The sequence below is a fragment of the Halorussus salinisoli genome, from assembly GCA_005239435.1.
In the GTDB taxonomy this organism is placed as follows: Archaea; Halobacteriota; Halobacteria; order Halobacteriales; family Haladaptataceae; genus Halorussus; species Halorussus salinisoli.
In genome coordinates this window covers 145,036-157,184 of sequence record SZNP01000007.1, presented here as the reverse complement: position 1 = coordinate 157,184, position 12,149 = coordinate 145,036, and the positions used below count along the sequence as shown (strand labels likewise).

Annotated in this window: 14 protein-coding genes; 10 read left to right on the top strand and 4 right to left on the bottom strand. The window is 65.2% G+C overall.

The genetic code is table 11. The features are described from left to right. Positions 1–21 precede the first annotated feature (21 nt). A complete protein-coding gene (locus E2484_RS19415) occupies positions 22–906 on the top strand; it encodes a mechanosensitive ion channel family protein (protein WP_137286850.1) in 885 nt (294 codons plus the stop codon). Between the two features lie 71 nt (positions 907–977). Here the strand turns inward: E2484_RS19415 and E2484_RS19410 are convergent, their stop codons facing one another. Beyond that, entirely contained in the window at positions 978–2,528 is a 1,551-nt protein-coding gene (locus E2484_RS19410; RefSeq protein WP_137286849.1) for a phosphoenolpyruvate carboxykinase (ATP), read from the bottom strand. Between the two features lie 284 nt (positions 2,529–2,812). Here E2484_RS19410 and acs point away from each other — a divergent pair, with 284 nt between their 5' ends. Together acs and E2484_RS19400 are read left to right on the top strand one after the other, a co-directional pair. Further along, on the top strand, positions 2,813–4,933 hold the full coding sequence (gene acs / locus E2484_RS19405; protein WP_137286848.1) for an acetate--CoA ligase alpha subunit: 2,121 nt from the start codon (positions 2,813–2,815) through the stop codon (positions 4,931–4,933). Beyond that, positions 4,930–6,039 carry a phosphotransacetylase family protein gene (locus tag E2484_RS19400; RefSeq protein WP_137286847.1) on the top strand — a complete coding sequence of 370 codons (1,110 nt, stop codon included), beginning with the start codon at positions 4,930–4,932 and terminating at the stop codon, positions 6,037–6,039. The genes acs and E2484_RS19400 overlap by 4 nt, the downstream gene beginning before the upstream one ends. Before the next feature lie 3 nt (positions 6,040–6,042). Here E2484_RS19400 and E2484_RS19395 read toward each other — a convergent pair whose 3' ends face one another. Beyond that, positions 6,043–7,074, bottom strand: a complete 1,032-nt coding sequence (locus tag E2484_RS19395) for an NAD(P)-dependent alcohol dehydrogenase (protein ID WP_137286846.1) — start codon at positions 7,072–7,074, stop codon at positions 6,043–6,045. A 375-nt stretch (positions 7,075–7,449) separates the two neighbouring features. On the opposite strand from E2484_RS19395, the gene E2484_RS19390 reads away from it, so the two are divergent. From E2484_RS19390 to E2484_RS19370, 6 genes are all read left to right on the top strand, one after another. Then, a complete protein-coding gene (locus tag E2484_RS19390) occupies positions 7,450–7,980 on the top strand; it encodes a GNAT family N-acetyltransferase (protein ID WP_137286845.1) in 531 nt (176 codons plus the stop codon). A gap of 51 nt (positions 7,981–8,031) precedes the next feature. Beyond that, entirely contained in the window at positions 8,032–8,181 is a 150-nt protein-coding gene (locus E2484_RS25205; protein ID WP_170977430.1) for a hypothetical protein, read from the top strand. 51 nt (positions 8,182–8,232) lie between these two features. Then, entirely contained in the window at positions 8,233–8,517 is a 285-nt protein-coding gene (locus E2484_RS19385; protein ID WP_137286844.1) for a hypothetical protein, read from the top strand. Next, positions 8,514–8,867 carry a hypothetical protein gene (locus E2484_RS19380; protein ID WP_137286843.1) on the top strand — a complete coding sequence of 118 codons (354 nt, stop codon included), beginning with the start codon at positions 8,514–8,516 and terminating at the stop codon, positions 8,865–8,867. The genes E2484_RS19385 and E2484_RS19380 overlap by 4 nt, the downstream gene beginning before the upstream one ends. After that, positions 8,851–9,378 (top strand): DUF7504 family protein, encoded by a 528-nt coding sequence (locus E2484_RS19375; RefSeq protein WP_137286842.1) that lies wholly within the window; start codon positions 8,851–8,853, stop codon positions 9,376–9,378. Before E2484_RS19380 ends, E2484_RS19375 begins: the two co-directional genes overlap by 17 nt. A 93-nt stretch (positions 9,379–9,471) precedes the next feature. Next, complete coding sequence (locus E2484_RS19370) at positions 9,472–10,254, top strand: rhodanese-like domain-containing protein (protein WP_137286841.1); 783 nt, start codon at positions 9,472–9,474, stop codon at positions 10,252–10,254. An 83-nt stretch (positions 10,255–10,337) separates the two neighbouring features. Here the strand turns inward: E2484_RS19370 and E2484_RS19365 are convergent, their stop codons facing one another. Continuing rightward, positions 10,338–11,426: a CNNM domain-containing protein gene (locus E2484_RS19365; protein WP_137286840.1), complete on the bottom strand. Its 1,089-nt coding sequence runs from the start codon at positions 11,424–11,426 to the stop codon at positions 10,338–10,340. 75 nt (positions 11,427–11,501) lie between these two features. Here E2484_RS19365 and E2484_RS19360 point away from each other — a divergent pair, with 75 nt between their 5' ends. Then, positions 11,502–11,672: a S8 family serine peptidase gene (locus E2484_RS19360; protein ID WP_137286839.1), complete on the top strand. Its 171-nt coding sequence runs from the start codon at positions 11,502–11,504 to the stop codon at positions 11,670–11,672. A gap of 113 nt (positions 11,673–11,785) precedes the next feature. Here E2484_RS19360 and E2484_RS19355 read toward each other — a convergent pair whose 3' ends face one another. Continuing rightward, on the bottom strand, positions 11,786–12,070 hold the full coding sequence (locus tag E2484_RS19355) for a HalOD1 output domain-containing protein (protein WP_137286838.1): 285 nt from the start codon (positions 12,068–12,070) through the stop codon (positions 11,786–11,788). Between the last annotated feature and the right edge of the window lie 79 nt (positions 12,071–12,149).

Sequence of the window (12,149 nt, the reverse complement as noted above, 5' to 3'; positions counted from 1 at the left end):
CATACGAGTAAGGACGAACCGATGAGACTGTATCCACTCCAAGAACTCTCCGACGTCCCCGACGAGGTGTACCGCGAACTCTTGCTTCCGTTCGGTAAGTTCGCGGCGGCGTTCCTCGTCGTCTACCTCGTCGGTCGAACGGTCGCCGAGCCAGCAATCAACCGGGTCGTGCGGCAACGCAACCCGGACAACCCGACGATACAGGACGCGTTCGAGCGCTACCTGCGGTTGTTCGTCGTCCTCGTGGCAATCGCGTTCGGACTCGCGTCGAGCGGCTACGGACAGATTCTGACGAATTCGGCGCTCATCATCGCCGCGGCGACGCTCGCCGTCGGCGTCGCGGGTCAGGAGGTCATCGGCGCGGTAGTCAGCGGTCTCTTTCTGGTCGCCAACTCGAACTTCAACGTCGGCGACTGGATAGCGTGGGGCGACCGGGAGGGCGTCGTCGAGGCCATCAGTTTCCGGACGACTCGCGTCCGGACCGCGAACAACGAAACCGTCACGGTGCCGAACACGGAACTGACGACGAACAGCATCGTCCGCCCGTACGGCCGCGAGGAGTTCCGCGTGGCCGAGGAGGTCGGCATCTCGTACGACGACGACCCGAGCGTGGCGATGACCCAACTCAGGGAGGCGGCGGACTCCCATCCCGAAGTTCTCGGCGACCCCGAACCCCGCGTCTACCTCGTGGAGTTCGGCGACGACGCGGTGATACTGCAGATGCAGTACTGGATTCGAAATCCGACGCGCAGGGACACCATGCGCGTTCGGTCGGAACTCTCGCTGGCGGTCAAATCCCGCTTCGAGGCGGCGGGAATCACGCTCAGTCCGGCGTCCGAGCGCGAACTGAGCGGGAACCTCCGGGTGGACCAGTCGGCGACCGAGGGCGGCGGCATCGCGGACTAGTCGAGTCGCGGAAATGCCGGGGTAAAGGAGAGAGAGTGAGAAGAAAGAGGGACGAGGAGCAGTCTAAGCGGTCAGTACACCGCGTCTCGAATCTCGTCGGCGAGGTCCTCGAAGGTGTCGAGGTGGGTCCGACGCTCGGTCTGAAGTTTCGACAGTTTTCGGTCGAGATTCTCCACGTTGTCGGCCACGTCGAACTCCGAGATCTCCATTCCCGGTACTCTGCTCGGCACCGTGAGACCGGTCGGTTCGTCGTCGGTCCACTCGACGGTACCGCGGGCGATTTCGCGCAGTATCGTCACCGACTCCTCGACGCCGATGTCCTTCTGCTTCGCGCCGAGGTGGCCGGTGTTGATGACGAAACAGTCCACGTCGAGGTCTGCCACGAGGTCACGGAAGCGGTTACCCTCCTCGCCCTTCGACCCGATGATGAAGGGGTTGGTGCCGACCACGCGGATGGACTCGCCGGCTTTCGAGGGGTCGCCCGCGCTGGTCTGGATGGACTCGCCGAGCATGAACGCGACGGCGGCCTCCTCGGGCGATAGCTTGGCGACCGGCGGCATGACGGGGTTGCGCGTGATGAAGAACACCTGGTCCACGCCGCCGAGGTCGATGTCCTCGCCCGCCGACGAGAGTTCCTCGCGCTCGATGACGGCCCGACCGTTGGAGGTGTGGCGGTCGCTCTCGAAGTCCACGGTTCCGTCGTCGGCCACGTCCACGTTCTCCAGCACGGCCGACTCGTGGGTCACGGCCTCGTACATCGCTGGCTGTTCGTCGGCGTCGAGTCCGATGGTCTTGACGTAGAGACCGTTACCCTCGCTTCCGGCAATCGTCCCGTCGGGGAGCAGGGCGCAGACGTCGTCCTGAAGCATCGTCGCCTCTTCGCCCGCGTCCTCGTCCAACCAGAGACCGTGGGCGGTCAGCGTGGACTTTCCGGTCGCCGAGAGACCGAGGAACGCCTGTCCGACCGCTTCGAGGTCGCCGTCGCCGTCCTCGCTCCGGAGGCAGACGCGCTTGCTCCCGGCGTGAAGACCGAGTCCGCCCTGCCTCTTTGCGTAGTACATGAACAGGCGGAGGAACGACTTCTTGGCCTCGCCGGTGTAGTCGCTCCCGAGGACGGCGGTCACGCCCTCGTCGGGAAGGATTCGGATGGCCGTCTCCTCGACGTCTGGAATCTGAACCGTCACGAAGTCCGGGTCCGGGTGAGGGTGGCCGTCGCCGTCCGCGCCGTCTTCCACCGGTTCGAAGAGCTTCGACCACGCCAGCGCGATGCGGCCGTACTCCTTCGGGACGTAGAGCCGACAGACGTACGAGTGGTCGTCGTGGCGCCCCATCAGGCGGTCCACGCAGACCATCTCGCGTTCCCGGGCCGCCTCGAACGCCTCTTCGATGCGGTCGTAGTCGTCCGCGCCGAAGTCGTCGTCCACCGCGTTCTTGGTCTTGTCTGCGTTTCTCGAACGCTCGTCGCTGACGTACGACGGAGAGCCGAACTCCGTCGTGGTTTCGAGGTGGTCGGAGAACGCTCGGAGTCGGTCCATCGACGGATTGTAGACCACGTCGTCGGCGTGGGCCGGGTCTGGGAGTGTTGTCTCCAACGAACGAACTGTCTTCCCGGATTCTGACATCGAGTGAAGACAGAGTACCCGGACGTATAATTATGCACCATTTACCCGGGATCTGGGGCCTCTACTCCGGATTTTTGATTTCACATGCGAGTAAATAATTTGGGTTCACAGACGGATAGCGGCGATTGCGTTCGATTAGGAGTCCGTTATTACAACCGCCACCGGGAGCGTTTCGACCGAATCGTTCGCCCGAGACGGGAAACGTAGACTCCTCGACTCGGCCGATTCCCACCGTCCCGAAACCGGACACCACTTTTAAGCGCGAATCCGGCGAATCTCCTGTCGTGGACGAGAACACAGGAGGGTTGGCGGGGCTGTTCGCGCCCGAGCGAGTCGCAGTGATCGGCGCGACCGAGAGCGAGGGGTCCATCGGTCGCGCGATTACGCAGAACTTGCAGGCCGACTTCGCGGGCGAGACCGTCCCGGTGAACCCCAACTACGACGACGTGCTGGGGCTGAAGTGCTACCCCGACATCGACGACGTGCCGGGCGAACTGAACCTCGCGGTGGTCGTCGTGCCGCCGAAAATCGCGGTCGAGGCGGTCCGCCAATGCGGCGAGGCCGGAGTCCGGAACGTGGTGGTCATCACCGCCGGGTTCGGCGAGACCGGGAGCGAGGGCGCGAGTCGGGAGCAGGAACTGACCGAGGTGGCCGCGGAGTACGACCTCAACCTCGTCGGACCGAACAGTCTCGGCGTGATGAGTACGCCGACCGGCCTGAACGCGACGTTCGGCCCCGAAAACGCGCTTTCGGGGTCCATCTCCTTCATGAGCCAGTCGGGCGCGTTCATCACCGCGGTCCTCGACTGGGCCAACGACGAGGGAATCGGTTTCAAGGACGTGGTCTCGCTGGGCAACAAGGCCGTGCTGGACGAGACCGACTTCGTGGAAGCGTGGGGCGACGACCCCGACACCGACGTGATACTCGGTTACTTGGAGGGCGTCGAGGACGGCGCGGAGTTCATCGAGTCGGCCCGGCGAGTCACCGACGACACCCCAATCGTGATGGTCAAATCGGGCCGGACCGAGGCCGGAGCGCAGGCGGTCTCCTCGCACACGGGAACCCTCGCGGGGAGCGAGCAGGCCTACGAGGCCGGACTGGAGCAGGCCGGGGTCCTCCGGGTCGAGAACGTCCAGGAACTGTTCGACTTCGCCCAGATTCTGTCGGGCCAACCGATTCCCGAGTCCGACGACGTGGCCATCGTGACCAACGCGGGCGGACCGGGCGTGATGACCACCGACGCGGTGGGCGACTCGAACCTCTCGTTGGCGTCGTTTTCCGACGAGACCCTCTCCGAACTCTCGGAGGCGATGCCCGAGGAGGCCAACATCTACAACCCCATCGACGCCATCGGCGACGCCGACATCGAGCGATTCGAGCGAGCACTCGACATCGCGCTGGCAGACGAGAACGTCGGGTGTGCAGTGGTTCTGTCGGCACCCACCGCGGTCATCGACTTCGACGACCTTTCCGAGGTCATCACCGACTTGCAGGCCGAGCACGGCAAGCCAATCGCCTCGGTGCTGATGGGCGGCGAGAGTACCGAGTCCGCCAGGGAAGTACTGCGCGAGGGTGGCATCCCTAATTATTTCGACCCCGCGCGCGCGGTCCGGAGCCTGGACTCCCTCTCGCGCTACCGCGAAATCAGCCAGCGCGAGTACGAGGCCCCCGAAAAATTCGACGTGGACCGGGAGCGCGCCCGCGAAGTCCTGGAACGCGCCGAGGAGCGCGGCGACAACCGACTCGGCGTCGAAGCGATGGACCTGCTCTCGGCCTACGGGATTCCCACGCCAGAGGGTACCATCGCCGAGGACCCTGAGCAAGCGGTCGCCGCCGCGCAGGATATCGAAGGCGACGTGGTGATGAAAATCGTCTCGCCCGACATCCTCCACAAGTCCGACATCGGCGGCGTGAAGGTCGGAGTCTCTCCCGAGGACGTGTACGACGCCTTCGAGGACCTCGTGACTCGCGCCCGGAACTACCAGCCGGACGCCGACATTCTGGGCGTTCAGGTCCAGGAGATGGTGGACCTCGATTCGGGCACCGAGACCATCATCGGGATGAACCGGGACCCGCAGTTCGGCCCGCTCCTCCTGTTCGGACTCGGCGGCATCTTCGTGGAGGTGCTGGAGGACACCGAGACGCGAGTCGCTCCCGTGAGCGAGCGCGAAGCCACCGAGATGGTCGACGGGATTCGGTCGGCCCCGCTCCTCCGGGGTGCGCGAGGTAGGGACCCCGCCGACCGCGAGGCCATCGTGGAGAGCCTCCAGCGACTCTCGCAACTCGTGACCGACTTCCCCGCGATACTGGAACTCGACGTGAACCCCCTCGTGGCCGGACCCGACGGGGTGCAGGCCGTGGACGTGCGACTGACCGTGGACACCGACGAACTGGAAGAATCATGAAAACGATACTCGTCACTGCGACGGAAGAGAGCACAGGCAAGACCGCTGTCGCGCTCGCGCTGGCCAAATTGGCCGCCGAGCGGGGCCTGTCGGTCGGATACATGAAACCCAAGGGCACCCGACTCCAGAGCAACGTCGGCAAGACGCTGGACGAGGACCCGATGCTCGCCCGCGAACTGCTCGACTTGGACGCCGAGATGCACGACCTCGAACCCGTCGTCTACTCGCCGACGTTCGTCGAGCAGGCGATTCGGGGCCGCGAGGACCCCGACGAACTCCGCGAGCAGGTCCGCGAGAGCTTCGACGAACTCGCGGCGGACAAGGACCTCATGGTAGTCGAGGGCGGCGGGAAACTCACCACGGGCGGCATCGTTGGTCTCACCGACCCCGACGTGGCCGACCTCCTCGACGCCGAGGTCCTGCTCCTCTCGAAGTACGCGCAGGCCGGCGACGTGGACGACCTGCTGGCCGCGGCCGACGACGTGGGTGACCGACTCCTCGGCGTGCTGTTCAACGCGGTTCAGGAGGGGAACTTCGACGGTCTCGAAACCGAAGTCGTGCCCTTCCTCGAAGGCCGCGGCGTCCCGGTCCTGGGCGTCGTCCCGCGCGAGCAGGAGTTGGCGGGCGTGACCGTCGCCGACCTCGCGGAGGAACTCTCGGCCGAGCAACTGAACAGCGCGCCCGGCGACGCCTTCGTGGAGCGATTCCTCGTCGGCGCGATGTCCGGCGACTCGGCCCTGCGACATCTCCGCCGGACGAAGGACGCCGCGCTCATCACCGGCGGCGACCGGCCCGACCTCCAGCGAGTCGCCCTCGAAGCGCCGGGCGTGAAGTGTCTGATTCTGACGGGCGGGTTCCGCCCGCCGGGGGCAGTCGTCGGCAAGGCCGAGGAGAAGGGCGTGCCCGTCCTGCTGGTCCAGTCGGACACCCTGACGACGATAGAGCGCGCCGAGGATATCGTTCGGAGCGGTCGCACGCGAGACGCCGAGACGGTCGACCGGATGCGCGACCTGCTCCACGACCACGCGGATGTGGAGGCCATCGTCGGCGACGGTGGCGGAGCATCGACCGGGGAAGACGCCGAATCCGAGCGGTCCGAAGAGTAGTTCCTACTTCTCGACCGTCACCACTCCCTTCACCGTCTCGGGGTCCATCGCGCGCCGAAAGGCGTCGTCCACGTCCCCGAGGGTCGCCTCGAAGTCCACGATGCCCGCCGCGTCTACCGCGTCGTCGGCGAGAAGTTCGATGGCCGTCGGGTAGGTGTTCCGGTAGCGGAACGACCCGTGAACGTCGAGTTCGTTGTCCACGATGTCCAGCACGTCGAGGGGGACCTCGGCCTCGTCCGCGAGCCCGACGAAGACGACGGTCCCCCCGCGACGAACCGCGTCGAGCGACCCCGCGATGGCCGACTCCGCGCCGGAGGCTTCGATTACCACGTCCACTCCGTCGCCGTCGGTGGCGTCCGCAATCGCCGCGCCCAGGTCGTCGTCTCGGGGGTCGACGGTCGCGTCAGCGCCGCGCTCGGCCGCCAGTCGGAGTTTGGCGTCTACCACGTCCGAGACGAAGATTTCGGTGGCCCCCGCGGCGCGCGCGGCCTCCATCGCCAGCAGTCCGATGGGTCCGGCCCCGGTCACGAGAACGGAGTCGCCGACGCCGATCTCGCCGCGGTTGACGACGTGGATGCCGACGCTGAGCGGTTCACAGAGCGCGCCCTCGCGGGTGGAGACCGATTCCGGGAGTCGGTAGGCGAAGTCGGCGGGCCACGCGACGTACTCGGCGAACGCGCCGTCGTCCGGCGGGGTCGCCATGAAGGTCACGTCCGGACAGAGGTTGTACTCGCCGCGCTTGCAGTGGGCGCACCGTCGGCAGGGGACGCCGGGTTCCAGCGCCACGCGGTCGCCGGGCGCGAGGTCCGACACCGCCGCGCCGACTTCGACCACCTCGCCCGCGCTCTCGTGCCCCAGAATCAGGGGGTTCTCGACCACGTAGTCGCCGATTCGGCCGTGCTCGTAGTAGTGGAGGTCGGACCCGCAGATTCCGACCTCGCCGACTGCGACCAGTACCTCGTCGGGCGCGGGGTCGGGTCGAGGCCGGTCCTCGACCGCGAGTTCTCCCGGTTCTCGTAAGACTGCCGTGCGCATGGAGGGTGATTGGGCGTCGAGCAGTAAATCGGTTCGTGCACAGGATTCGACGCGACCTCTCTGGAACTGACTACCGCCCCGGGCCGGCGCGCGCTGGCGCTGTCTCGTGGTTCGAGACAGCGCCAACCGCGCGAGGGATGACCGAACGAAGTGAGGGAAGAGGCTGGGGAGGCGTGAGGCCCGCGGTCGCGGTGCTGTGCAGTGCGGTTGCGGTACTCCTTGGCGTCGGCAGTAGCTAGCTTCCCGTCGCTTTCCACTCTCGTGTCACGCCGTCACCACGAACGACGAGGACGACACGAACAACAGAACGATGGAACGACAACAACTCGCACACCATCCCCGTCGTTTATGTCCGTACTCCGAATATCTCGGCGTATGCCCGGCGCAGTGTTCCTCCGGGGCGACGACGTGACGCTCCGGACCATCGAAGAGGAGGACGTCGAGTTCATGCGAGACGCGATCAACCTGCCCGAAGTACGCGAGGGCCTGACGACGGCCTTTCCGCTCAACGCCGAACAGGAACGGGAGTACTTCGAGGAGAGCATCTCGAATCAGGAAGACGTGAACCTCGCCGTCTGTACCGACGGGGAAATCGCTGGCACCATCGGTCTCCACGACCTGAACCAGCGGTCCGGTACCTGCGAAATCGGCATCTGGCTCGCGCCCGAATTCCACGGGCAGGGCTACGGTACCGACGCCTCGCGCGTGCTGACCGACTACGCCTTCCGCGAGCTCCGGATGCACCGGGTGCAGGCCCGCGTTCTCGCCACCAACGAGGCGTCGGCGCGCATCTGGGAGAAACTCGGGTTCGAGGAGGAGGGCGTCCACCGCGACGAGGCGTTCACCGGCGGCGAGTACGTCGATGTGCGGTACTTCGGCGTGCTGGACGACGAGTGGGAGGGGTAGGTGAGAAATACATAAATTTCTAAGAGAATGGATTTCAATTCTTATAACAACATGAATGTGTTTCGAGCGCCTGTAGCGAACATCCTCCCTCCTTCGAGCGCGGAGGTGATTCACCGCTTCGAGCGAGGGCGTGACCTCGTCCGCGTCACCGTCCCGTCGACGATTTCGTCGGTCGCACTCGACCCCGAGAACCGCCCGTAGTTCGCGATCAACTGCGGGTTATTTAATCCGGGAGCGAAAACCCCGGGCCGAATGCTACTCGAACGCATACTCGCGCTGGCGACGACGCTCGTCCTCGCGGGCACGGTCCCGGTCGCGGTCATCGCGGCACGCGGGTTCCGGGGTGCGCCGTTCGGTTCGGTCCTGCGGCCCCTTCCGCTCGTGTTCCTCGCGTACGTCGCGCTCAACGCGAACGTGGTGGTCGGGGTCGCCGTGCCGCCGGTTTACGACATCGTGATGTCGGCGGTAGCGACCGTGAGCGCTCTGGTCGCGGCCGCACACGTCCTCGTTCTGCTGACCGAGCGGAGGAAACTATGACCTCGACGAGCGACCTCCTCTCGTTCGTCTTCATCGCCCAGACCACGATGCTGGTCATCACTAGCGTCCTGTTGGCGTATCCGGTGGTCGCGTACGCCCGGAACGTCGCGCACACGCGAGGCTTGCTCCTGCTCGCCGGCGCGTTCCTCACGCTGACGGTCTCCTACGTCGCGGCCATTCCGTTCGGCATGACGCTGGTCTCGTCGGTGCTGGACCTCACGGCCGCGCTCCTCGCGGCGGGCGGTGTCTGGCAGTTCGCCCGGCCGTTCGTCCGACTCGACGGCGGCGAGGTGGAGACGACCGCAGTCGACGATACCACCGGAGGGTTCGAGAGTGCCGGAGACGACTGACGGGAAGTTCTCGCTCGCGCCCGGCGACCAGGCGCTGGTGTCGGTGCCGTCGATGGGGTCACCGCTGTCTGCTCTCCCCGACGACGCCTTCGAGAACCTGCTGGTGGTGTCGGCGACCGCCTCGCCGAACAAAGTCGAGTCGCTGGTCAAGCGCCGCGGCGGCGACCCCCAGAGGGTCGGAGTCGTCCCCGTCACGGGGTCGCCGAGTCAGTACGACGGCCCGCTCTGGACGACCGACCCGGTGGACCCCAGCGACCTGACTGGCATCAGCATCCGCCTCTCGAAGGCGATGAAGTACGTCATGCGCGGCGGCTGGGTCGTCGTCGACAACGTGAACGTCCTGTTGATGTACGGCCGCGAAGAGCAGGTCTTCCGACTCTTCGACTCGGTGGTGTCGAACACCCGCGAAAGGGGTGCCTGCGGGGCGTACTGCACGGTCCGCGAGGCCGTCACCGACGAGACGTACTCCCGCCTCCGGGGGGTCTGCAACCAGGAAATTTCCGTCGAATAGTTCAGGCCACGCGCTCGCTGATTTTCCACAGTCTGTCTCCGAAAGAACTGATGATAAAATTATTAGCTCGTCGTTTGCTAAGACTATCCATAGATGAAACGCCGAACGTTTCTGACGGGCAGTGCGGTATCTCTCTCGGCAGTCGCCGGTTGCCTCGGTGGAGGTGGAGGCGGAAGTGACCTCGACGTGACGCCGACCGACGGCAACGTGGACGGCTACCCTCCGGAGTTCGACGAGGTTCCGGACGAGCGCAACGTCGACACCTTGTCGTTCGGTACCGTCACGGAGAACGGCGTGAACGTTCCGCTGGCCCCCATCGACGTCTCTCACTACTGGTACAAGCGCGGAGAGGCCCGAATCGTCGATGCTCGCAGCGTGAAGGCCTACGAGAAGTCTCACATCTACGGCGCGGTCCTGAGTCAGGCGTCGCCGGATCGACGAGTGTCGAACGACCCCGTGATGGACTGGCCGAAGGACGACCGTATCATCTGTTACTGCGGGTGCCCCCACCATCTGTCCTCCATTCGAGCGTCCCAACTCATCAACGAGGGCTACGAGAACGTCTACGTCATCGACGAGGGGTTCTGGGAGTGGCACGAGCAGGGCTATCCGATGCGTGGGAACGACGTGGGTAACAAGCCCAACAGTTGGGTCATCCGCGGCGAAACCGACGCCGCCTTCACTGGACGGAACGCGTGGGCGCGCCACCGACCCTCCGAGCAGGTGGAATCGACCGACATCGCCGACGGCGGGAGCTACGAACTCCACCTCAAGTTCCACGAGGTCGGGCCGGATTCGAACATAGAGGTCGAGACGCCGAGTTACACAGTCGAAGGCAAACTGAAGGACTTGGCGGCCGGAACCGTTCAGGGGTAGCGGATTCGAGGCTAGCGGTCGCGGGACTAGCGGATGCGAGGCCATCGGACGTGAGACCAGCAGACGCGGGCTAGCGCGCTCGCTCACGACCGGGCGTCGGGCCACTCGCTCTCGTCGAAGGGGTCTTCGAGGTCACCGATGACCGACTCGAACGTGTCGGTTGACGTGACCATGCCGACGACCTCGCCGTCGTCGGCGACCAGCGCGAGCTCCTGACCTTCCTCCTGAAATCTGTCGATAACGTCGCTCACTGGGAGGTCGGGCTCGACCGCCACGGGGTCGGCCGCGACTGCTTCCCACGTGAGCGACCCGTCGGAGAAGTCGCCCTCGCGGCCGACGAGTGGCGGCGTGTAGACGATGCCGAGGAAGTCGTCCAGCGTCTCACCGACCAGCGGGAACCTGACGTGTGGCGACTCCTGCATCTTACGGAGGTTCTCCTCGAAATCGTCCGCCGTCGAGAGGGCGACGATTTGCTCGCGCGGGACCATGACGTCGCGGACGGGAATCGTTCCGATGTCGAGGGCGGCCAGCACCTCCTCCTCGCGCTCTTCTTCGAGACCGACTCGGCTGAGGATGTCACCCATCTCGCGCCGAGCGTCACCGCGACTCGACACCTCGTGTCCGTCGCCCTCCTCGGTCTCGGCTTCGGTCCACGACCGGGTTATCTCGACGCCGACCAGCGAGAGCAACCCCTTCGCGGTCTTGTCCGCAAGTACGATAATCGGTGACATGACCTTCGTCCAGTAGTAGAGCGGGGCCGACCCGTACTTGGCGACGAGTTTGGTCCGCTCGATGCCGAGGTACGTTGGTGCCTGCTCGCCGACTACGACGTGCAGGAGGTTGATGAGGGCGAGTGCGACGATAGCCGCCAATGTGCGCGAACCGACGCCGGTCAGTTCGATGGCCGGAGCCAGCAGGTGTGCGAGCGCGGGTTCGGCAACGACGCCGAGTCCGACGCTACAGATGGTGATTCCGAGCTGACACCCCGAGAGGTAGATTTCCAGTCGGTCGGTCATCTCCCACGCTCGTTCGAGTCCGAGCGCCCCTTCGAATTCGCCCTCGGTGAACTGTCGGACGCGGGTCATGGCGAACTCGATAGTTACGAAGTAGGCGTTCCCGAAGAGGAGGACGAGTCCACCGACTACCCGAGCGACCGTCGCGAGCTCTACCATCGAGTAGCTGTGGCGACGAGGTGAGAATAAACCTGTCGCCAACGTACTTGGGACGCGTGGCTCGCTGGCACCTCGATGGCCGCCCCGCAGGTCGCCGGTGCGGTCGCACTCCTCCGGAGTCAGGACGCCAACCTCGACGCGAACCATGTACGCGCGAGACTCGAAGAAACCGCGACCGTGCCCGACGAGTTCGACAAGACCTACTACAGGTCGGGCGTGCTGAACCCCTACGCGGCACTGGAGTAAGAGCGACTCGACGTTCGGTTCCCTCTTTTAGTCGGCGATTCGTCCGGACGTTTCGCGTAGCGACTGCTTCCGGCGAGTCAGGTGGTCTGCGTGAATCAGGTCGTCCTCGCGAATCAGATGGTCTGCTCGGGTTCGGAGTCGCTCGCTCGGCGAACGACTACGTTTCCGTCTCCGCTGACGGTCACGTCGTATCCGCTGTAGGTGAACGAGACGCGCGGCCCGCTCTCGGAGGCACTCCACGGAGACCCGAACAAGTCGTTCAGGGCTTCCGGGTCGATAGCACTGTGTAGCGGTGGATTAACTTCGGTCGGAGAGATACCCTCGGCGTCGGCCACCGCGGCCACGATTGTCGTACTGACGTTCTGGTCGTCGCTGAGAGCGGTCCGCGAAACTGACATACACCAGCCATGGTAACGCTATCGCCTAAAATGTATCGAGGGCCGTAAAATTTATTACAGTATCTGCATCCACAGCTCG

Coding starts and splice junctions, on each gene's coding strand:
- E2484_RS19360 (WP_137286839.1), top strand. CDS start 11,502: ATGGCCGCCCCGCAGGTCGCCGGTGCGGTCGCACTCCTCCGGAGTCAG.
- E2484_RS19390 (WP_137286845.1), top strand. CDS start 7,450: ATGCCCGGCGCAGTGTTCCTCCGGGGCGACGACGTGACGCTCCGGACC.
- E2484_RS25205 (WP_170977430.1), top strand. CDS start 8,032: ATGAATGTGTTTCGAGCGCCTGTAGCGAACATCCTCCCTCCTTCGAGC.
- E2484_RS19395 (WP_137286846.1), bottom strand. CDS start 7,074: ATGCGCACGGCAGTCTTACGAGAACCGGGAGAACTCGCGGTCGAGGAC.
- E2484_RS19355 (WP_137286838.1), bottom strand. CDS start 12,070: ATGTCAGTTTCGCGGACCGCTCTCAGCGACGACCAGAACGTCAGTACG.
- E2484_RS19370 (WP_137286841.1), top strand. CDS start 9,472: ATGAAACGCCGAACGTTTCTGACGGGCAGTGCGGTATCTCTCTCGGCA.
- E2484_RS19380 (WP_137286843.1), top strand. CDS start 8,514: ATGACCTCGACGAGCGACCTCCTCTCGTTCGTCTTCATCGCCCAGACC.
- E2484_RS19385 (WP_137286844.1), top strand. CDS start 8,233: ATGCTACTCGAACGCATACTCGCGCTGGCGACGACGCTCGTCCTCGCG.
- E2484_RS19365 (WP_137286840.1), bottom strand. CDS start 11,426: ATGGTAGAGCTCGCGACGGTCGCTCGGGTAGTCGGTGGACTCGTCCTC.
- E2484_RS19410 (WP_137286849.1), bottom strand. CDS start 2,528: ATGTCAGAATCCGGGAAGACAGTTCGTTCGTTGGAGACAACACTCCCA.
- E2484_RS19400 (WP_137286847.1), top strand. CDS start 4,930: ATGAAAACGATACTCGTCACTGCGACGGAAGAGAGCACAGGCAAGACC.
- E2484_RS19415 (WP_137286850.1), top strand. CDS start 22: ATGAGACTGTATCCACTCCAAGAACTCTCCGACGTCCCCGACGAGGTG.